The 20,205-nt window shown below is 71.9% G+C and carries 18 protein-coding genes; 11 read left to right on the forward strand and 7 right to left on the reverse strand.

Annotated features, from left to right (window positions below; translation table 11 throughout):
* Positions 1-86: 86 nt before the first annotated feature.
* Positions 87-569, reverse strand: a complete 483-nt coding sequence (locus SLV14N_RS23945; protein WP_263270990.1) for a GNAT family N-acetyltransferase — start codon at positions 567-569, stop codon at positions 87-89.
* A gap of 67 nt (positions 570-636) precedes the next feature.
* Here SLV14N_RS23945 and SLV14N_RS23950 point away from each other — a divergent pair, with 67 nt between their 5' ends.
* Positions 637-1,440 carry an exodeoxyribonuclease III gene (locus tag SLV14N_RS23950; protein WP_093636624.1) on the forward strand — a complete coding sequence of 268 codons (804 nt, stop codon included), beginning with the start codon at positions 637-639 and terminating at the stop codon, positions 1,438-1,440.
* A 244-nt stretch (positions 1,441-1,684) separates the two neighbouring features.
* Here the strand turns inward: SLV14N_RS23950 and SLV14N_RS23955 are convergent, their stop codons facing one another.
* Positions 1,685-1,894 (reverse strand): hypothetical protein, encoded by a 210-nt coding sequence (locus tag SLV14N_RS23955; RefSeq protein WP_263270991.1) that lies wholly within the window; start codon positions 1,892-1,894, stop codon positions 1,685-1,687.
* A 96-nt stretch (positions 1,895-1,990) separates the two neighbouring features.
* Between SLV14N_RS23955 and SLV14N_RS23960 the strand changes: the two genes are divergently transcribed.
* Complete coding sequence (locus SLV14N_RS23960) at positions 1,991-2,965, forward strand: helix-turn-helix transcriptional regulator (protein ID WP_263270992.1); 975 nt, start codon at positions 1,991-1,993, stop codon at positions 2,963-2,965.
* Positions 2,966-3,245: 280 nt separating this feature from the next.
* Here the strand turns inward: SLV14N_RS23960 and SLV14N_RS23965 are convergent, their stop codons facing one another.
* Entirely contained in the window at positions 3,246-3,758 is a 513-nt protein-coding gene (locus SLV14N_RS23965; protein ID WP_208683475.1) for a stress protein, read from the reverse strand.
* Between the two features lie 417 nt (positions 3,759-4,175).
* Here SLV14N_RS23965 and SLV14N_RS23970 point away from each other — a divergent pair, with 417 nt between their 5' ends.
* Entirely contained in the window at positions 4,176-6,047 is a 1,872-nt protein-coding gene (locus tag SLV14N_RS23970) for an AfsR/SARP family transcriptional regulator (protein ID WP_263270994.1), read from the forward strand.
* Between the two features lie 69 nt (positions 6,048-6,116).
* On the opposite strand, the gene SLV14N_RS23975 is transcribed toward SLV14N_RS23970, so the two are convergent.
* A complete protein-coding gene (locus tag SLV14N_RS23975) occupies positions 6,117-6,923 on the reverse strand; it encodes a MerR family transcriptional regulator (protein ID WP_263270995.1) in 807 nt (268 codons plus the stop codon).
* Positions 6,924-7,130: 207 nt separating this feature from the next.
* Here SLV14N_RS23975 and SLV14N_RS23980 point away from each other — a divergent pair, with 207 nt between their 5' ends.
* The 4 genes from SLV14N_RS23980 to SLV14N_RS23995 all read left to right on the forward strand — a co-directional run bounded on the left by SLV14N_RS23980 (position 7,131) and on the right by SLV14N_RS23995 (position 10,904).
* On the forward strand, positions 7,131-8,660 hold the full coding sequence (locus tag SLV14N_RS23980) for an NAD(P)/FAD-dependent oxidoreductase (protein ID WP_208683481.1): 1,530 nt from the start codon (positions 7,131-7,133) through the stop codon (positions 8,658-8,660).
* Positions 8,657-9,640, forward strand: a complete 984-nt coding sequence (locus tag SLV14N_RS23985) for an alpha/beta fold hydrolase (protein WP_263270996.1) — start codon at positions 8,657-8,659, stop codon at positions 9,638-9,640. The genes SLV14N_RS23980 and SLV14N_RS23985 overlap by 4 nt, the downstream gene beginning before the upstream one ends.
* Positions 9,637-10,518: an SDR family oxidoreductase gene (locus SLV14N_RS23990; RefSeq protein WP_208683486.1), complete on the forward strand. Its 882-nt coding sequence runs from the start codon at positions 9,637-9,639 to the stop codon at positions 10,516-10,518. Before SLV14N_RS23985 ends, SLV14N_RS23990 begins: the two co-directional genes overlap by 4 nt.
* 125 nt (positions 10,519-10,643) lie before the next feature.
* Positions 10,644-10,904, forward strand: coding sequence for a hypothetical protein (locus tag SLV14N_RS23995; RefSeq protein WP_208683488.1), 261 nt, complete (start codon positions 10,644-10,646; stop codon positions 10,902-10,904).
* A gap of 88 nt (positions 10,905-10,992) precedes the next feature.
* Here the strand turns inward: SLV14N_RS23995 and SLV14N_RS24000 are convergent, their stop codons facing one another.
* Entirely contained in the window at positions 10,993-11,622 is a 630-nt protein-coding gene (locus SLV14N_RS24000) for a hypothetical protein (RefSeq protein ID WP_263270998.1), read from the reverse strand.
* A 315-nt stretch (positions 11,623-11,937) separates the two neighbouring features.
* Positions 11,938-12,567 carry a hypothetical protein gene (locus SLV14N_RS24005; protein WP_263270999.1) on the reverse strand — a complete coding sequence of 210 codons (630 nt, stop codon included), beginning with the start codon at positions 12,565-12,567 and terminating at the stop codon, positions 11,938-11,940.
* A gap of 239 nt (positions 12,568-12,806) precedes the next feature.
* Between SLV14N_RS24005 and SLV14N_RS24010 the strand changes: the two genes are divergently transcribed.
* Positions 12,807-13,799 (forward strand): RICIN domain-containing protein, encoded by a 993-nt coding sequence (locus SLV14N_RS24010; protein ID WP_263271001.1) that lies wholly within the window; start codon positions 12,807-12,809, stop codon positions 13,797-13,799.
* Positions 13,800-13,820: 21 nt separating this feature from the next.
* On the opposite strand, the gene SLV14N_RS24015 is transcribed toward SLV14N_RS24010, so the two are convergent.
* Positions 13,821-17,159, reverse strand: a complete 3,339-nt coding sequence (locus SLV14N_RS24015; RefSeq protein WP_263273249.1) for a S41 family peptidase — start codon at positions 17,157-17,159, stop codon at positions 13,821-13,823.
* 317 nt (positions 17,160-17,476) lie between these two features.
* On the opposite strand from SLV14N_RS24015, the gene SLV14N_RS24020 reads away from it, so the two are divergent.
* The 3 genes from SLV14N_RS24020 to SLV14N_RS24030 are packed head-to-tail and all read left to right on the forward strand — an operon-like array spanning position 17,477 to position 20,164.
* Complete coding sequence (locus SLV14N_RS24020; RefSeq protein WP_263271003.1) at positions 17,477-18,610, forward strand: energy-coupling factor ABC transporter permease; 1,134 nt, start codon at positions 17,477-17,479, stop codon at positions 18,608-18,610.
* A gap of 1 nt (position 18,611) precedes the next feature.
* Positions 18,612-19,403: a cobalt ECF transporter T component CbiQ gene (gene cbiQ, locus SLV14N_RS24025; protein WP_263271005.1), complete on the forward strand. Its 792-nt coding sequence runs from the start codon at positions 18,612-18,614 to the stop codon at positions 19,401-19,403.
* On the forward strand, positions 19,391-20,164 hold the full coding sequence (locus SLV14N_RS24030) for an energy-coupling factor ABC transporter ATP-binding protein (protein ID WP_263271006.1): 774 nt from the start codon (positions 19,391-19,393) through the stop codon (positions 20,162-20,164). Before cbiQ ends, SLV14N_RS24030 begins: the two co-directional genes overlap by 13 nt.
* Positions 20,165-20,205: the final 41 nt, after the last annotated feature.

Raw genomic sequence — 20,205 nt, forward strand, 5'->3', positions numbered from 1 at the left:
CCGTGGTCGGGGCAGGGCCGGGGCGGGGTCGGGCCGACAGGGCCGGACGCCCGCCCGTGCGCGGGCCGAGCGGCGCCCCGGCTGCCTCAGCCCTCAGCCACCAGCAACTTCGCCATGCACCGGCTGTCGTCGTACGTCCGGTACAGACCGAACTTCTCGACGAGTGCGTAGCCGCACGAGGCATACAGCTCCAGCGCCTCGGGCTGCTTGATCCCGGTCTCCAGCACCATGCGGGAGCGCCCCGCGGCCCGTGCGTCCGCTTCCAGGGCGGCCAGGATCCGCCGGGCCAGCCCCCGTCCGCGTGCCTCCGGGACCACGATCATCCGCTTGATCTCGGCGTCGCCGACCGCGTACCCCTCCGCCGCGTCCTCCTGCCGCCGCCATCCGCCGGTGGCCAGCGGGCGGGCGCCGGCGTACGCGATCAGGTACGCACCGTGAGGAGGGGTGAACATCTCCGGGTCCAGCGGGGTCATGTCACCGTCGCCGTAGCGCCGGGCGTACTCCTGCTGGACCAGCTCATCGAGCGTGACCGCGTCGGGGTGGTCATAGCGGACGGGACGTATCTCCATTCCAGAAATCGTACGGGCGAGCGGACGCCCGGCGCGATGAGGTGCGGAGGGTCGGTATCGTGCCCGGATGCTCACCGTGACCTCTGTGAATGTGAACGGGCTGCGCGCCGCGGCCAAGAAGGGCTTCGTCCCGTGGCTGGCGGGGACCGCGGCGGATGTGCTGTGCCTGCAGGAGGTACGGGCCGAGACCGCCCAGCTCCCGGACGAGGTGCGCGAGCCCGCGGGCTGGCACACCGTGCACGCGCCGGCGGCCGCCAAGGGACGGGCCGGGGTCTCGCTCTACACCCGGCGGGAGCCGGACCGTGTCCAGGTGGGCTTCGGCTCGGCGGAATTCGACACCAGCGGCCGCTATGTCGAGGCGGACCTGCCCGGGGTGACCGTCGCCAGCCTCTATCTGCCCTCCGGTGAGGTCGGCACCGAGCGGCAGGACGAGAAGGAACGCTTCATGGCGGAGTTCCTGCCCTACCTCGTCGAGCTGCGCAAGCGGGCCGCGGCGGACGGCCGTGAGGTGGTGGTGTGCGGCGACTGGAACATCGCGCACCAGGAGGCCGACCTGAAGAACTGGAAGGCCAACCGGAAGAAGTCCGGCTTCCTCCCGGAGGAGCGCGCCTGGCTGACCGATGTCCTGGACGAGGCCCGCGGCGGCTATGTGGATGTCGTCCGCAGCCTGTACCCGGACACCGAGGGCCCGTACTCGTGGTGGTCGTACCGGGGCCGCGCCTTCGACAACGACGCGGGCTGGCGCATCGACTACGCCATGGCCACTCCCGGCCTCGCGGTGCGCGCGGTGAAGGCGTCGGTGGAGCGGGCGGCCAGCTATGACCAGCGGTGGTCGGACCATGCGCCGGTGACGGTGGTGTTCGAGCGGTAGCTCGCGGCAGGGCGCCCCATCCGGCTGTGGTGCTCGCCGTCGCCGGACGGGGCGGCAAGAGGCGCTTCGGCTTCCCGGGGCCGAAGCGGTCTGCCTCACTGCCTCGGCAGCACCCCGGTCAAGGGGCGGACCGGGGCGAGACCCTGAGCCCGTCAGCTCAGACCGGGCACGTCCGCCCGCTCCGGGCTAGTTCCGGTCGGGGCCCACTCGTCTTCCACGGGGTGGCCGGTAACAGCCCGCGCGATCACCTCCGGGCCACCTTCGTGCCGTGCGGGTGCCGCTGGATCTCCACATTGCAGTCGCTCACCTTGGAGCCGTCTCCGGCACGCCGCGCGGCGTCCCGTTCCCTGGCCAGTGCGCCGCACACATCGCAGCCGGTCACGGGCACGGGCTCCAGGTCCATCCATAACGGCAGTTCCACCGGTGCCGTCGGGTACTTCGTGGGCTCTGTCATGGCTCCCATGGTCGGTACGCCGCTAGCTCACACGGGAGTTGACCAGCGTTGACTACAGTGGAAGTCACTCGGTCAACCCCTGAGTGATGAGGCGCGATGCGTGACGACGACTTCGCTGATCTTGCCCGCCGTGCTCTGCATGACAACGGTTACTCGATAAAGGCCGCCGCGCGTGCCATCAACTACGACCCCGCCTACCTGTCCCGGGTGCTGAATGGGAAGCAGCAGCCGTCGCCCAAGCTGGCCAGGTCACTTGACGATCTGCTCAAGACCGGGGGAGCGCTGGCCGGAACCCTGCTCGACGATGACGACCGCTCTCGGATGACCCGCAGCGTGGCCAACCCCTCCCGGCTGGACGCGGGGACCGTGGACGCCCTGGCCGGGGTCCTTGCCGCGTACCGACGGCTGGATGACACGGTCAGGCCCCAGTCGGTACTTCCGGCCACCCTGACGCAGATGAACGAGGTGATCCACCTGCTCAAGGGCGCCCGGGGGCCACATCGCAACCGATTGGCGGAAGTCGCCTCTGAGTTCCTCCAGTTCGGCGGATGGATGCTCGCTCAAGAGCGCCAGGACGCCAGGGCAGTGCATCTGCTGAACGACGCAGTGGAGCTGGCGGACGAGGTGGGCAATGGCACGCTGGCCGCGCAGGCGCTCAACTTCAAGGGGTACATCGCACGTCAACAGGGCCGACCGCACGGGGTTGCCCGTTGGTACTCCGCTGCCGCGCACACCCCGGGCGCCCACCCCGCTCAGCGTCTCGGGGACCTGCTCCAGGCGGCAGCCGGCATGGCGGAGTCGGGGGAGCGGGACGACGCCCTTCGCTTGGTCGAGAACGCGGAGAGGCTGACGACCGCTGCCGCTGAACTGCCGCCCCCGGACACGGCTTACTGGCTCACGCCCGAGTTCAACCGTCTGAACATGGGTCTGGCGAATCTGGGCCTCGCCCGGTACGCGGACGCCGTGGACCACATCACGGCAGGGCTTGCAGGGCTGCCTGATGAACTTCGCGACGCCCCGTGGAATTGGGAGCACCGCGACGCTCTGAAAAGGGCGGTAGCGGCGCGGTAACCGTACGGTGAGAGACCGCTGCCCAAGCGGCAGAAGGTCTCTCCAGGGCTTTCCCCGTCGCCGTCCTTCTGCTGGATGCGGAGGCGGCCGTGACAGGGCCCTATTACCCCGTAATTCCGGGTGCGGTGTCGAGGTGTGGCCGAAGGGAATTCATGGGGTCGGTCCGGTGCAAGGGATCTCTCGGGCGGCCTTTGTGTTGTGGTGGGTGTCATGCGGAACGGCCTGCCGGATCATCCGGCAGGCCGTCATGCGGGGGCGGGCCAGTTGTGCGACCCGTGCCTCAGGAGAGGCGGGAGAACTTCACGTAGCCACCGTTGTCGGGACGCTCCCAGGCACCCTTGAAGGCCCAGTTGATGAAGCCACCGTCGCCCTTGTTGGTGAACTCGCCCTCCTCGAACACCCAGATACCGTAGACCACGCTGTCGTAGGTGGCGGAGCCGTACGCCTTGACGCCCTGGAAGTTGTCCGCGTAGCCCTGGCTGAGGTTGTGGACCACGACGTTGTACTTTCCGCCGCTGGCGTAGAACGCCGACTCCGCCAGGTTCTTGACGAAGCCCTCGCGGTTCTGGCTGGTCTTGATCGACGCCTCGATCTTGTTGGCGATGCCGAGAACGTCGACGTTGAAGTTGAGGTTCGCGTTGGCGCCGACGCTGACCGGCGACTCGCCCGCCGCAGCCGCGGCGGCGACCGGTGCGGCCGAGGCCGTCGCCGGGAAGGCGAGCGCCGTGCCGCTCAGCGCTGCGCACAGAGCCGCCGTGGCGAGGCTCTTCTTCACAACGTTCTTGGTGAACATGGTTCTCCTTCATGGGGGGTGCGGACAGCGGTCCTCTCCGGTCCCCGATGCGGTGGGGGGACCGGAGAGGCGGCCGGGGCAGCCGCTGGGGAAAGCCACTGCCGCCGGCGGAAACGATGATTCGCGGCCCGGCTCATGATCCGCTCACGTCGTGATCACGGAGTCCCGCCGGCGAGCCCGCGCCCCTATTGACTGTTCGTCAATTCACTGGGGGTGTCCATATAGTGAGAGCGGGTGAGGGAATCGGAACCTGGCGTTCCTACCGGTGCTCTTCCTGCAAAAAGGGGCGGTTTGCCGTGCGTCCATCGGCGGCGTGAACTCGAGGTCACAATGGTTCAGTTGCGGCTACTAGGGCCAGTTGAAATTGAAGTGAACGATGGGCGACTGCTGAGTTTGGGAACCGGGCGATTGCGCACCGTGGCCGCGATTCTGATCAGCGAGGTCAATCAGGTGATCACGGTGAGCAGAATGATCGACCTGGCCTGGGACGCGGATCCGCCGGCCAGAGCGAGAGGCGTGGTCCACAATCATGTGCACCGCTTGCGGCAGCTGCTGGTCGGCCAGGCCGAAATCGCCACCCGCGGCCAGGGGTATGTGCTGCTCGCCGATCCGTGCGCGGTGGATGTCAACCGGTTCCGGTATCTGGTGTCCAACGCCCATGAGGCCGAACCCCGGACCGCCGTCGCCAAGCTGCGCCAGGCCCTCGGGCTGTGGCGGGGTGAGCCGCTGGCGGATGTGCCGGGGGAACGGGTGCGGCGGACGCTGGGTGTCGGTCTGACCCAGGCGAGAGTGGCGGCGCTGCAGGAGCTCGGTTCCAAGCTGCTGATGCTCGGCCGCTACGGCGAACTGATAACAGAGCTGACCGCCTGGCTCGCGGAGCATCCCCTGCACGAGGAGCTGACCGCGCTGCTGATGCGTGCGCTGCAGGCGAGCGGCAGGCAGGCCGAGGCCCTCGATCACTTCCACCGCACCAGGCGGCATCTGGAGGACCGGCTGGGCATCGATCCCGGCCCGGCCCTCAGCGAGACCTATCTGGCGGTGCTCGGCGGGAAGTCCGCGGCCGCGCCGCCCTTCGCCCGCCGCCCGTCGGCCGGCCCCGGCCCCGGCCCCGGCTCCGCTCCCCGTTCCCACCCCGGTCCGGGGTCCGGCCCTGAACCCGCCGCGCCGTACGACTCCGCCGCGGCGTACGGCTCCTGCTGCCCGTCGGCCCCGCTGACCTCCCTCGCCCAACTCCCGCCCCGTATCGCCGACTTCTGCGGGCGGGTGGGGGAGATCGTCGCGCTGGACCAGAAGCTGGACCGGCTTCCGAGGCCGGACTGTGTGGTGCTCGCGGGCGGGGGCGGGACCGGCAAGACCACGCTGGCGGTGCACTGGGCGCACCGCCACAAGGCCGAGTTCCCCGACGGGCAGCTCTTCGCCGACCTGCGGGGGTTCGAGCGTCCCCCGATGCGGCCGGGCACCGTGCTGGGAACGTTTCTGCGGGCACTGGGGGTGGCGGAGGCGAAGATTCCCGAGTCCCTGACGGAGCGTTCGGCGCTGTACCGTTCGCTGCTCGCCGGACGGCGGATGCTCGTCCTGCTGGACAACGCCGGCACGGCGGAACAGGCGCGCCCGCTGCTGCCCGCGGCTCCGGGCTGTCTGGCCGTGGTGACCAGCCGGCGGCGGCTGAGCGGGCTGGTGGTCCGCGACGGGGCGGCCCTGGTCACGGTGGGACCGTTCATCGTGGACGACGCCCTGGAGCTGCTGGGCAACGCGCTGGGCCGGGCGCGCATCGCGGCGGACCCGGCCGCCGCCCGGGAACTCGTCGAGCGGTGCGACAGACTGCCGCTGGCGCTGCGGATCGCCGCTGCCCGGCTGATGGCGCACCCCGACTGGTCACTGGGGTGCTGGACGAGCAAGCTGGCCGATGAGCGGCGCCGGCTGCAGGAGTTGTCCGCACACGACGCCGATCTGGCGGTGGAGGCCTGCCTCTACCTCAGCTATCGCGCGCTGTCGAGCGGGGCCGCCCGGCTGTTCCGTCTCCTCGGTCTCCACCCCGGCCCGGAGGTGGACGTGGACGCCGCCGCGGCCCTGGCCGGACGCGATCTCGAACGCACCCACCGCCACCTGGCCGAACTGAGCGATGCGCACCTGGTCGAGGAGCAGGTGCAGGGGCATTTCGTGCGGACCGAGCTGGTGCGCATCTATGCCGAGCAGCTCGTCACGTCCGAGGAGACCCCGGCCGACCGGGACCTCGCCCGGCAGCGGCTGCGCGACCATGCGGCGCGGTACCGGCTGCGACGGTGCTAGGGGGTGTCTCCCCGATCAGGGCGGATCGGGGAGACAGCCCCTGAGCCGTGTCCGCCCGGCGGTCCGCGGTCAGGTCCCCTCCCGTCCCTCCTGCGGCAGCCACTTCGCCACCTCTGCCCGGACGCGGCGGTCCATGGCCATGGAGAGCTCGGCCTCGACCACGCCCTTGGAGAGGGGACGGAGCTTCTCGATGGTCTCGGTGAGGTGGTCGACCTCGTGGGGGCCGACGTCCTCGCAGGCGGAGACGCGGGCGAGGACGTCGGACAGGAGGTGGGTGCGGATGAGGGTGGTGAAGACATCGGCGAGGGCGTCGGCGTGGGCGCGTACCTGGCGGCCGGCTTCCAGGACGGCGGCCAGCGGGATGCCCTGGTTGACGAGTTCGGTGGAGGCGTCCAGGAGGCGGCGGCTGATGTGCACGAACTCGTCGCCGTCGACGGCGAGATAGCCGATGTCCAGGGACGTGCTGAGGTTCTCGGCGGTGATGTCCTCGCTGAAGTGGTCGGCGAGTTCCTCGGGGGTGAGGCGGACCGGCGTCTCCTCGGACCAGGGCGGGACCAGGGTGTTCTCCAGGCCGAGGAGTTCGCCCACGTCGCGGCCGGTGTCGAAGGCCGAGAGGAGTTCGGCGATGCCGCCGAGGGTGTGGCCGCGCTCCAGGAGGGCGCCGATGGTGCGCAGCCGGGCGAGATGGTGCTCGTTGTACCAGGCGATCCGGCCCTCGCGGCGCGGTGGCGGGATGAGCTTGCGCTCGCGGTAGAAGCGCAGCGTACGGACCGTGATGCCGGCTTCCTCGGCCAGGTCGGCCATGCGGAATTCGCGTGCGGGACGGTGCTCCGCGGGCTCCGTCCGCTCGTCGGGGGTGTTCTCGTTCGCTGCCACGGGTTCAGCCTATGCCGGGGGTATGACGCGGGGCCGGTGTGCGACCGGCGGTAACTTCCTGCCGCCCGCCCCCTACCGCTCGGTACGTGGCTGCCTTACGCTCCAATTGCGCCAGTGATTGCTGGCGTAGTTGGGCGGGCGGCTGTGACGCCGAAGGTCATGGCACCGAAGATGGCAGGTAGAACGTCGAACTCGGGAGGCGGCGGGATGGCCGAGCGCGAGCGCAGGCATGTGCGGGTTGCGGTGATCGGATCGGGTTTCGGTGGCCTGGGGGCGGCGGTCCGGCTGCGGCGCCAGGGAATCACCGACTTCGTGGTCCTGGAGCGGGCCGACGCGGTGGGTGGCACCTGGCGGGACAACAGCTATCCGGGGTGTGCGTGCGATGTGCCCTCGCACCTGTACTCCTTCTCCTTCGCGCCCAACCCGGAGTGGCCGCGCAACTTCTCCGGGCAGCCGCACATCCGCGCGTACCTGGAGCGGGTCACCGACACCTTCGGGCTGCGCCCGCACCTCCGCTTCCATTCGGAGGTGCTCAGCCTGCGGTGGAACGGGAACGCGCTGCACTGGGAGGTGGAGACCGCGAGCGGCCCGCTGACCGCGGATGTGGTGGTGTCGGCGACCGGGCCGCTGTCGGACCCCAAGGTGCCCGAGATTCCCGGGCTGGACACCTTCCCCGGCAAGGTCTCGCACTCCGCCCGCTGGGACCACGACTACGACCTGCGCGGCAAGCGCGTCGCCATGATCGGTACGGGCGCCTCGGCGATCCAGATCGTGCCGGCCGTCCAGCCGGACGTGGAGCGCCTCACGCTCTTCCAGCGCACCCCGCCCTGGGTGCTGCCGCGCGCCGACCGCAAGATCAGTGCGGCCGAGAAATGGCTGCACAGCAAGCTCCCGGCGACCCGGGCCGCGCGCCGCGGGCTGCTGTGGGGGCTCAGGGAGATGCAGGTCAGCGCCTTCACCAAGCGCCCCAATGAGCTGGGCCTGATCGAGTTCCTGGCCCGGAACCATATGAAGAAGGCCATCAAGGACCCGGGGCTGCGGGCCGCGCTGACGCCCGACTACCGCATCGGCTGCAAGCGGATCCTGCTCTCCAACACGTACTACCCGGCCCTGGCGCAGCCGAATGTGGACCTGGTCGCCGCGGGGCTCACGGAGGTCCGCGGCAGCACCCTGGTCGGGTCCGACGGGAGCGAGGTGGAGGCCGATGCGATCGTCTTCGGCACCGGATTCCATGTGACCGACATGCCGATCGCGCAGCGGGTCACGGGCGCCAACGGGACGACGCTGGCCGAGGAGTGGAAGGACGGCATGGAGGCGCTGCGCGGCGCCAGCGCGGCCGGCTTCCCCAACTTCCTCACCGTCATCGGGCCCAACACCGGCCTCGGGAACAGCTCGATGATCCTGATGATCGAGGCGCAGCTGAACTACCTGGCCGACTTCATGCGCCAGCTGGACGTCCTCGGCGGAAAGATCGCGCTCGACGCCCGGCCGTCCGCCGTGCAGGACTGGAACCGCAGGGTCCAGCAGCGGATGACCCGCACGGTGTGGAACACCGGCGGCTGCGACAGCTGGTATCTGGACGCCAACGGCCGCAACACGACCGTCTGGCCGGGCACGACCTCGGAGTTCAAGAAGGTCACCCGGCAGGTCGACCTCGCGGAGTACGAGGTGCTGCGGCCACCGGGCACCAGGCCCGCGGGCCGGAGCACCGGCGAGCGCGCGGAGGTGACCGCATGAGCCGCCGGCCCGCACATGTCACCAGCGGTCCGTACGCCCCGCCGGTACCGCGTACGACGCTGACCGCCACCTCGGCCGACGGCGCCCGGCTGTACGCCGAGGTCCATGGCCCCGAGTCCGCCCCGGCCGTCGTCCTGGCACACGGCTGGACCTGCTCGACCGCCTTCTGGGCCCCGGTCGTCCGCGAACTGGCCACCGACCACAAGGTCGTCGTCTACGACCAGCGCGGCCACGGCCGCAGCCCCGCCGCCGGTCCGGCGGGCCACAGCACCCATGCACTCGCCGACGACCTGGTCGCCGTACTGGAGGCGACCCTGGAGAGGGGCGAACGCGCCGTGCTGGGCGGCCACTCGATGGGCGGCATGACGATCATGGCCGCCGCCGAGCGGCCGCAACTGCGCGAACGGGCCGCGGCCGCGCTGCTGTGCAGCACCGGCAGCGCCGATCTGCCCGCCGAATCACGGGTGTTCGCGCTGCGCAGCCCGCAGGGCCGCCGCCGCGCCCACCGGCTGCTGCTGCGCTCACGGGCCCCGCTCGGCCCCGTATCGCCGCTCGCCAAGCGTGCGCTGAAGTACGCCACCATGGGCCCCGGTGCCACCGCCGAGCAGATCGAGGCCTGTGCGCGCATTGTGCACGCCTGCCCGGCCGGGGTACGGGCCCGCTGGGGCACGGTACTGGCCGGCCTCGAACTCACCGGTGGCGTCAGCAGGCTGGAGCTGCCGACCGCGGTCCTCGCGGGCACCGCCGACCGGCTCACCCCGCTGGTGCACGCCCGCCGGCTGGCCTCCGTCCTCCCCGACTTCCGCGGGCTGACCGAGCTGCCGGGCCTGGGACACATGACGCCGATCGAGGACCCCGGCGCGGTCTCCGGCCGGCTGCGCGCGCTCGTACAGGACCATCTGCACAGCACCGGCAGCGGGGCGGCCGCCACCGCCGAAGTACCAAGCGGCGCGCGGCAGAAGAAGGAGAAGACGGCATGAGGGCGAGCAGGAGTCTGCAGGGGCAGGTCGTCGTGGTGACCGGCGCGGCGCGCGGGGTTGGTGCGCTGCTGGCCCGCAAGCTGTCGGCGCGCGGTGCGTCGCTGGCGCTGGTCGGGCTGGAGCCGGACGAGCTGCGCGCGGTCGCCGCCGCACTGCACGGCCCGGCGCACCACTGGCACGCCGATGTCACCGACCACGAGGCGATGGCCCGGGTGGCGGGCGAGGTCAAGGACCGCTTCGGGAAGGTCGATGTGGTCGTCGCCAACGCCGGGGTGGCGACCGGCGGCCCGTTCGTCGACTCCGACCCGGTCGCCTGGAAGCGGGTCATCGAGGTCAACCTCATCGGCGGCGCGGTCACCGCTCGCGCCTTCCTGCCCGTTCTCATGGAATCCCGCGGCTACTTCCTGCAGATCGCCTCGCTGGCGGCGATCTCCCCGGCGCCGATGATGACCGCGTACTGCGCGTCCAAGTCGGGCGTCGAGGCGTTCGCGCACAGTCTGCGTGCCGAGGTCGGTTACAAGGGCGTACGGGTCGGTGTCGGCTATCTGAGCTGGACGGACACCGACATGGTGCGGGGCGCCGACCAGGACGACATCATGCGCGAGCTGCGCTCCCGGCTGCCCTGGCCGTCGAACAAGACCTATCCGCTGGGCCCCGCCGTCGACCGGATCGTCGCGGGCATCGAGCGCCGCTCCGTACATGTCTACGGGCAGTGGTGGCTGCGCGGGATGCAGTCGGTCCGCGGATATCTGCCCGCGCTCGTCGGGACGGCGGGCCGGCGGGAGATGCGGCGCCTCGGGGACCGGCTGGACGGGAGGCGGGTCGGTCTGGTGGGCGCCGGCGGTGAGGCCGACGAGAAGGAGCGGGCGGACCGGTGAGCGCCCGCCGAGCACCTGCTGATTCTCACGGAGCGTAGTCATCCGTGATCGAAATGCGAGCAATGTCCGGGCGTGTCACGCTGAACGGGGCCCAACCCCCCTACACCCCACTAGGAGTGAACAGCATGGGCATCAAGGACCAGTTCCAGGACAAGGCCAACGAGCTCAAGGACCAGGCGCACAAGGCCTCGGGCGACGCTCGCGAGCAGGGTCACGAGCGCGGTCAGCGCCAGGACCAGGAGCGCGGCGGTCAGCGCCCCGAGCGGGAGAGCGACCGTCGTCAGGGCGGCCAGGACCGTGGGCAGCAGCCCCGTGACCGTGGCCAGCAGGGCCGCCGGCCGGCCCAGGACGCGATGGACGCCGCCGAGGGCCGCTTCCAGAGCTGACGTGGCTCGTCCTGAACACCACGCGCGGCGGCGTACGCGCCATGCGTGAAGGGGCGCACCCGGTCGACCGGGTGCGCCCCACCGCATGTCAGCTGACGACCTTGAGCTCCGTCGGCCAGCCGTACTGCTCCGCCTTGGCGAAGAGGTTCGTGATGTGGGCCGGGCTCAGCTTGATGCAGCCCAGCGAGCGGTAGTCATCGGCGCCGTCCCAGCGGTAGGGGTTGTCCTTGCCGGGCTGAGCGTCCGCCTGGCTGCCCTCGGGCCACATCTCGCTGTGCACGAACAGCTCGGCGCGGGTGGTCCGGCCGTTCTCGCACACCTTGTCCTGGACGTGTATCACCTTCCCGTTGATCCCCTGGTCCCCGCCGTTGTAGTGCGCGTCGTGGGCCAGCACGTCATAGGCGCCGTTCGGCAGCCAGCCCTGCGAACTGGCGCACTCGTCCTTGCCGTTGGGGCCGCCGTCACCGGATCCCGCACGGTACTTGGCGAGCACCTTGTCCTTGGCGTTCGCGATGCTCTTCATCAGGTAGAGCCGCGAGTTGCCCGGGTTGCTCTGGTTCTTGTCGAAGTAGAGGTACGTACCGTCGGCCGCGGCCGTTCCGGTGGTCTGCCCGGACGCCGGCCGGGCGGCCAGTGCGGGGGCGGCTTCGGTGGCGGCCAGTCCGCCGGTCAGCGCCAGTGCGGCGGCCAGCGGAAGGATCCGTCGACGGATTCCCATCGGTGTATCTCCGTTGAGGTCGGGGGGTGTTGGCGGGGCGCGCAGCGGCTGCCCCGGGCGGGAACGGTACGACCCCGATGTAATGGTTCTATTACCGGGAAGTGATCGTCCGTCTCGGATCGGAACCCAGATGTCCGGGCAGGTCAGAGGGGTGCCGGCGAGGTCCGGGCCGCGGCGTGCGGGAGGGGCGCACCCGGCCGCCCGGGTGCGCCCCACCACTTCCCCGTGTTCCCCCAACCCTCGTGCCTGCAGGGTCAGTCGGTGCCGTCGGTCAGTCGACGCCGTCGGTCAGTCGGCGACGGCCGGTGCCGTCGGTCAGCTGACGACCTTGAGCGACTTCGGCCAGCCGTAGTGCCCGGCCTTGGCGAACAGGTTCATGATGTGGGCCGGGGTCAGCTTGATGCAGCCCAGCGAGTAGTAGTCCCGGACACCGTCCCAGCGGTAGGGGTTGTCCCGGCCGGGCTGCCGGGCGCCCTGTGTGCCGTTGACGTTCATCTCGCTGTGCACGAACAGCTCGGTGCGCTTGGTCCTGCCGTTCTTGCAGACCTTGTCCTGGACGTGGATCGCATAGCCGTTGATGCCCCGGGGCCCGCCGTTGTGGCGCTTGGTGTGGTCCAGCACCCGGTAGCTGCCGTTGGGCAGCCAGCCCTGCATGCTCGCGCACTCGTTCTTGGCGTTGCGCCCGCCGTTGCCGGAGCCCGCACGGTACTTGGCGAGCACCTTGTCCTTGGCGTTCGGGACGCTCTTCATCAGGTAGAGCCGCGAGTCGCTCGGGTTGCTCTGGTTCTTGTTGAAGTAGAGGTACGTACCGCCCGCGGCGGCCGGCTGGGCGGTCGGTCCGGTCGCCGGGTGGGCGGCGAGCGCGGGGGCGGCTTCGGTGGCGGCGAGGCCGCCGGTGAGCGCCAGTGCGGCGGCGAGCGGAACGATCCGGTGACGGATTCCCATCGGAGTATCTCCCGTTGTGTGGTGGCTCGTTGGTGTGTGGGGCGGTGCCGGCCGGGCAGGACATGACCCTGCTGGGGCCGCGGCTGTCCGGCAAGGGGAATCGGCCGGCCCGGACAGGCGTGCGAGGTCCGGGCAGGTCGGACGGGGCCCGGCGGCGTTGTCCGGAGGGGCGAAGGGTGCTGTCCGGGGTGACGGGCACGGTGTTGTGGCCGCGGCCCGGCGGCGGTTCAATGGCCCGCATGAGAAGCACGGGGGGATCCGGCGGCTTATGTCCGGCCGCGGCCGGTGACGCGGTCGCACTCGTCGAACTGATGCAACAGCTCAAGGAGCAATCAGGATTGACGTACCGTCAGCTCGAACAGCGGGCGGCGGAACGGGGCGAGGTGCTCGCCCGCAGCACCCTCGCCGACGTCCTGCGCAGACGGACCCTGCCGCGGGCCGAACTCCTCGCCGTCTTCCTCCGGGCCTGCGGCTGCGCGGAGGACGAGGTCGGCGCGTGGCTCGCGGCGCGGCAGGGCATCGAGGAGCGGGCGGCGGCCGGTGCCGGGGAGCCATCGGATGGCGGGGAGCCGCCGGATGCCGGGGAGGCGCCCGGTGGCGCTGCCGGCGCTGCCGTACTGGACGCCCCGCGCCGGAGCCCGTACCGCAGCCGGCGGGTGCTGCTGAGCGGTGCCGCCGCGCTGGTGGCGCTGCTGCTCGCCGTCGGCATACCGCTGCTGACCGGGGACGGCACCGCCCCGCACGGGGCCGCGGCGAAGGCGCCGCTGCCCACGGGCGAGGTCCGGATCCGTCCGCTGCGGGCCCCGGGCCTGTGTCTGACGGACGGGCGGGTGCTGCGGGTGCGCCGGTACCGCACGGTCGCCGTGCAGCGGCCCTGTGCGGAGGCCGTGCCGCCGCAGACGCATCTGACGGCGGCCGGGGCGGGGCGCCACCGCATCCAGTGGACCCATCGTGACCACGGCAAGGGCTGTCTGGTCCTGCTGCGCGAGTCCGGCCTGGAGGGGCTGCTGGAGCCGTGGGACGACTGCAGGGCGGGTGGGCCGGCACAGCTGTTCCGGGTGGAACCGGCCGGCGGGCGGACGGGCGCCGGCGGGACGGCGTACCGGCTGCGGCTGAGCGGTGAGGGCGCCGAGCGATGCGTCACCCTCGGCGGCGACGAGCCCGGCGCCACCGCCCTCGCCCGGCCCTGCACGGGGAAGGACGACCAGAAGTTCCTGATCGGCCCGGGGTGAGGCGGCCCGGGCCCGCTCGCGTCAGGCGCCTGCCGCCTCGGCCGCGCCTCCGCTGCGCGGCGGCAACGGGGGCCGCCGCAGGTCCGGCACGTCCGACAGGTCCGGAGGCATCGCCGCCGGATGCCGCTCCAGCAGCTCCAGCGCCGTACGGATCGCGACGCCCAGCTGGGGATGGCGGCCCTCGGCCCAGTGCAGCGGGGAGCGCAGCGCCTCGATGTCGACCTCGACGCCGTGGTTCTCCACGCCCCAGCCGTAGAGCCGGAACCACGCGGCGTTCATCGGGACGGTGATCGCGGTGCCGTCGGCGAGCCGGTGCCGCCCGGTCATCCCGACCACCCCGCCCCAGGTGCGCATGCCGACCACCGGGCCGAGGCCCTGGAGCTTGAAGGCCGCGGTGATCATGTCGCCGTCGGACGAGGTCATCTCGTCGGCGACCGCCACGACCGGGCCGCGCGGCGCATTGCTGGTGTACGAGACGGGCTCGGCGTCACGGGTCAGGTCCCAGCCCATGATGGTGCGGGTCAGCTTCTCGATCACCAGCTCGGAGATGTTGCCGCCCGCGTTGCCCCGTACGTCCACGATCAGGGCGGGACGGGAGACCTCCATCCGCAGATCGCGGTTGAACTGTGCCCAGCCGGAGCCGCCCATGTCGGGGATGTGCAGATAGCCGCACCGGCCGCTGCTCAACTCCCGTACCACCGCCCGGCGTTTGGCCACCCAGTCCTGGTAGCGCAGCGGCCGTTCGTCGATCAGCGGGACCACCGCGACCCGGCGGGCCGGGCCCTCGTCCTCCGGCGGGGAGAACGTGAGCTCCACGGTGGTGCCGCCGGCCGCGGCCAGCAGCGGATACGGGCCGGTCACCGGGTCCACCGGGCGGCCGTCGACATGGGTGAGCGCCGCGCCCTCGCGGATGCCCGTACCGGCCAGCGGGGAGCGGGCCTTGGAGTCCGAGGACTCACCGGGCAGGATCCGGGTGACCACCCAACGGCCGTCCCGGCACACGAGGTTGGCGCCGAGCAGGCCCATGGCGCGCTGGTAGTGCGGCGGTCCCTCGTTGCGCCGGGCGCCGGTGACATAGGCGTGCGACGTGCCCAGTTCGCCCATCACCTCGCGCAGCAGGTCGGCGAACTCGTCCGGGGAGGCGACCCGGTCCAGCAGCGGCCGGTACTGCGCCAGCACCGCGTCCCAGTCGATGCCGCACATCCGCGGCTCCCAGAAGTACGCCCGGGTGATCCGGCCCGCCTCCTCGAACGCCTGGTGCCACTCCGCCACCGGATCGACATCGTGCAGGATGCGCCGCAGGTCCAGGAAGACCGTGGAGTCGCTGTCGGGCTGTTCGGTCGCCGGGACCGCGCGCAGCTCGCCCTCGTCGTTGACGACCAGCCGGGAGCCGTCGCCGCTGAGCGCGAACCCGTCCAGGGAGCTGGTGAGTTCGGTGCGCCGCGCCTTGGTCAGATCGAAGTGTTCGAGGGTGGGACGGCCCGAGGTCTCGGCCGGGTTGGCGAAGGTCTCGCCGAGCGCACCGGAGATCGGCCAGCGCAGCCAGACCAGCCCGCCGCCGCTGACCGGCTCCAGGGAGGAGTACTTGGACGCCGCCACCGGGAACGGGGTGACCCGGTTCTCCAGCCCCTCGACCTCGACCAGCAGCGGCCCTTCGCCGGCCGGGGGAGGAACCTCGTCGGGGTCCAGGCCGCCCGCCGCGGGCCGGCCCTCCGGGGACAGCGCGAAGGGGGAGGGGGTCGCCGACGACAGCGGGACGAGATAGGGGCGGCAGCCCAGCGGGAAGGACAGATCGCCGGTGTGTACGTCGTAGACCGGGTCGAAGCCGCGCCAGGACAGGAACGCCAGATAGCGGCCGTCGCGGGTGAACACCGGCTGCTCGTCCTCGAACCGGCCGTTGGTGACGTCCACGATGTGCCGGTCGGCCAGCCGGGCCATCTTGATCTGCCGCAGCGACCGTCCGATGCCGGGGTGCGACCAGGTCAGCCAGCGGGAATCGGGGGAGAACGCCAGGTCGCGGACCGGGCCGTTGGTGGAGCGGATCAGCTCGGTGACACCGCCGGAGGCGGTCTCCTCCTCGCTCGCCCCCTCCTCCGGCCGGGCCACGTCCACCAGCAGCAGCCGGCCGTCGTTCGCGGCCACCGCCAGCCGTTCGCCGTCCGGGGCGGCGGTCATCTCGTGGACCCGGCCCAGTTCACCGGCGGCCAGCCGGCGCGGTTCGCCCGGCGCGCTGGCCCGCGGCAGGTTGGTGATCTCGATCGCGTCCGCGCCCTCGGCGTCGGTGACATAGGCGATCCGGCCGCTGGCGCCCAGCATTTCGGGGAGCCGGACCCGTACGCCCGGGACGTCATGGATCGTCCGGGCCGGGCCGTCGCGGTGGGTGAGCCAGTACAGGCTGCCGCGTACGCCGACCGCGCTGGCCCGCCCGGTCGTGTCCACCGCGAGCGCGGTGACGTGCGAGGCGGCAGGGACCTGGTAGCTGCGCCGGCCGGCCCGCGGACCGCCCAGGCGCACCGCCAGCTTGCGCGGTACCGCGTCCGGGGTGAGGTCGTCGATCAGCCAGAGTTCACCGGCGCACTGGTAGACGATCCGCTCGCCGTCGGTCGAGGCGTGCCGGGCGTAGAAGTCGCCGTGGTCGGAGTGGCGGCGCAGATCGGTGCTGTCGGGCAGACAGGAGTAGACATTGGCGATGCCCTCGTGGTCGGAGAGGAACGCGACCCGGCCGCCGACGAACATCACCGAGTCGAGGTGCCCGTGCAGGTCCGGCAGCAGCCGGGTGCCGTGCAGCCACATCCGGCCCATCGCGCCGCCCCGGTAGCGCTTCCAGGAGGCGGGCTCGTGCGGCGGTTTGCCGCTCAGCAGCAGGGTGCGGTGCTCCCCGCCGATGTCCGCGACCGCGATGTCGGAGACCGGCCCCCAGGGCAGCTGGCCGCCGGGGCTGCCGTCGGTGGGCAGGCTGTAGGCCCACGAGTAGTACGAGAACGGCTGGCCGTGCGAGGAGACCGCCAGGATGTGCGAGTGGCCCTCGTGGTCGGGGGGCGTCCAGCCGCAGACCCGGGCGTCGGTGCTGCCCCAGTACGTCAGCCGGCGGGCCGGGCCGCCGTCGACCGGCGCGAGATGGACCTCGGGGTCGAGGCTGCGCCAGGTGGTGAAGGCGATCTGCTGCCCGTCGGGGGAGAAGCGGGGGTGGCCGACGCGGGTGCGGTCCACGGTCAGCCGCCAGGCGCGGCCGGGTTCCTCGCCGTCCGGGGCGATCGGGGCGATCCACAGGTCGTCCTCGGCGGCGAAGCAGAGCAGACCGCCGTGCAGATGCGGAAAGCGCAGATATGAGCCGCCGGGCGGGTCCGGCCGGGCCGGCATCCGGCGCAGCCGTCCACGAGGCTTGGCGGGGTTCGGCTCCGGGCGCGGCCCGACGGCCTCGGGTGCATCGCTCACGCACCCATCGTTTCGGGCCGGGCAAGCGGCGGCAACTCGGTCGGGTGAACCCGGCCACTCTCGTGTGGCGGGGCGGCGCCCGTTTCCGGTCATTCGTACAGATGTGCCACCTCCCGAGGGTGTCCAGATGGGACCCCCCTTCGGCGGCGTCGTGGCCGTTACGCATCATGGGCGCTCTTGCAACTTGTTTGCAGGAGGCACCACCATTGGTGGGTTGCAGAGCCTGAAGCGGAGAAGCCGAGATGCACGTACCCGATGGATTCATCAATGCGCCGGTGTCCGCGGCGACCGGAGCGGTCGCCGCGGTCGCGGTGGCGGTCAGCCTGCGCGGCGCCCGGCGTGAGCTGGCGGGTGCGGGGCCGGCCGGTGCGGCGGCCGCCGAGCGGACGGCGCCGCTGGCCGGGCTGGTCGCGGCGTTCATCTTCGCCGTGCAGATGCTGAACTTCCCGGTCGCGGCGGGCACCAGCGGGCATCTGCTGGGCGGTGCGCTGGCCGCGATACTCGTCGGCCCGTACACCGGCGTGCTGTGCGTCTCGGTCGTGCTGCTGATGCAGGGCGTGCTGTTCGCCGACGGCGGGCTGACCGCGCTGGGTGTGAACATCACCGATATGGCGATCGTGACGACCGTGGTCGCCTACGCCGTGTTCCGCGGGCTGGTGAAGGTGCTGCCGCGTAAGCGCCGCTCCATCACCGTGGCCTCGTTCGTCGCCGCGCTGCTCTCGGTGCCGGCGGCCGCGGTCGCCTTCACCGCCCTCTATGCGCTCGGCGGTACCGCGGATGTGCCGATCGGCAAGGTCTTCACGGCCATGGTGGGCGTGCATCTGCTGATCGGGATCGGCGAGGCGGCGATCACCGCCCTGACGGTCGGTGCCGTGATCGCGGTGCGCCCCGACCTCGTGTACGGCGCCCGCGGGCTGACCAAGCCGCTGGAGCTGCGGACCTCACCGCTCGCCGCTCCGGCCGACGAGCCCGCCCCGGAGGCCGCCCCGGCACCCGTGCCCGCGGCCGCCGCCCCGGTCCCCGCGCGCCGCTCCGTCCGCCGCGTCTGGCTGGCCGGGCTCGCCGCCGCCCTGGTGTGCGCGGGCGGCCTCAGCTACTACGCCTCCGCCAACCCCGACGGCCTGGAGAAGGTCGCCCACGACCACGGCATCGACCGCAAGGCCGAGGACCACGCCGCCAAGGACTCCCCGCTCGCCGACTACGGCGTCAAGGACATCACCGACCCGCGGCTGTCCGGCGGCCTCGCCGGGGTCATCGGCGTCGGCGCGACGCTGGCCGTGGGCACCGGCGTCTTCGTCGTGGTGCGGCGCCGCCGGAGCGCCGCCACCGCGGAGCGGCCGGACGCGGGTGCCGGGCGCCCGTCGGAGAGCGTCTGAGATGGGTGCGGATGGGGGTACCTCCCACGCGTTCAGCAGTGGGGGAGCACACAAGCTGTACCGGCACGGGCATTCGCCGGTCCACGCGCTGCCGGCGCACTGCAAGATCGCGGCGGTCTTCTGCTTCGTCCTCGTCGTCGTCTCCACCCCACGCGAAGCCGTCTGGGCGTTCGGGCTGTACGCGCTGCTGATCGCGGCCACCGCCGCGGCCGCGCGGATCCCGGCCGGGTTCCTGCTCAAGCGGCTGCTGATCGAGGTGCCGTTCGTCGCCTTCGCCGTGCTGATGCCGTTCGTCGCCGAGGGGCCGCGGGTCGCCGTCTTCGGGATGAGCCTGAGCGAGTCCGGGCTGTGGGGCGCCTGGAACATCCTCGCCAAGGGCACGCTCGGCGTCGCCGCGTCCGTCCTGCTCGCGTCCACCACCGAGCTGCGTGAACTCCTGCTGGGCCTGCAGCGGCTCCGGATGCCGCCGCTGCTCGTCCAGATCGCCTCCTTCATGATCCGCTACGGCGATGTGATCACCGACGAGATGCGGCGGATGCGGATCGCCCGGCTCTCCCGCGGCTTCGAAGCGCGTGGCGTCCGCCACTGGGGCGTGCTCGCCAAATCGGCCGGGGCGCTGTTCATCCGCTCCTACGAGCGCGGTGAGCGTGTCCACCTCGCGATGGTCAGCCGCGGCTACACCGGCACCATGCCCGTGGTCGACGGCAGCGCCGCCACCCGCACACAATGGACCCGCGCGGCCGCCCTCCCGCTCGCCGCGCTCGCCGTCTGCCTCCTGGGATGGACCCTTTGAGCACCGCCACGCCCGCCCCCTCCCTCGCCGTCTCCGGGCTCGCCTACGCCTACCCCGACGGCCATCAGGCGCTCTTCGGTGTCGACCTGACCGTCGGCCGGGGCGAGCGGGTCGCCCTGCTCGGGCCCAACGGCGCCGGCAAGACCACCCTCGTACTGCACCTCAACGGCATCCTTGAAGCGGGCGCCGGCACCGTCGAGGTCGCCGGGCTCCCGGTCGCCAGGGAGCACCTCGCCGAGATCCGCCGCCGCGTCGGCATCGTCTTCCAGGACCCCGACGACCAGCTGTTCATGCCCACCGTCCGCGAGGACGTCGCCTTCGGGCCGGCCTCCGCGGGGCTGCGCGGCGCCGAACTGGACGAGCGGGTCACCGAAGCACTCACCCGGGTCGGGATGGCGGAGTTCGCCGACCGTCCGCCGCACCACCTCTCGTTCGGGCAGCGTCGCCGGGTCGCCGTCGCCACGGTGCTGGCGATGCGGCCGGAGATCCTGGTCCTCGACGAACCGTCCTCCAACCTCGACCCCGCCTCCCGCCGCGAACTCGCCGACATCCTTCGGTCGTTGGACGTCACCGTCCTGATGGTCACCCACGATCTGCCGTACGCGCTGGAGCTGTGCCCGCGGTCCGTCGTGCTCTCCGGCGGTGTGCTGGTCGCCGACGGGACCACCCAGGAGCTGCTGTGCGACGAGGAACTGATGCGCACCCACCGGCTGGAGCTGCCCTTCGGTTTCGATCCGCGGTCGGTCGACGTCCCGCTGTGACCCACCGCTGACGCCCTCCCGGGGCCTGCCGCGGGGTGCGC

The sequence above is a fragment of the Streptomyces sp. Je 1-4 4N24 genome (assembly GCF_026239515.1).
Taxonomy (GTDB): domain Bacteria; phylum Actinomycetota; class Actinomycetes; order Streptomycetales; family Streptomycetaceae; genus Streptomyces; species Streptomyces nigrescens.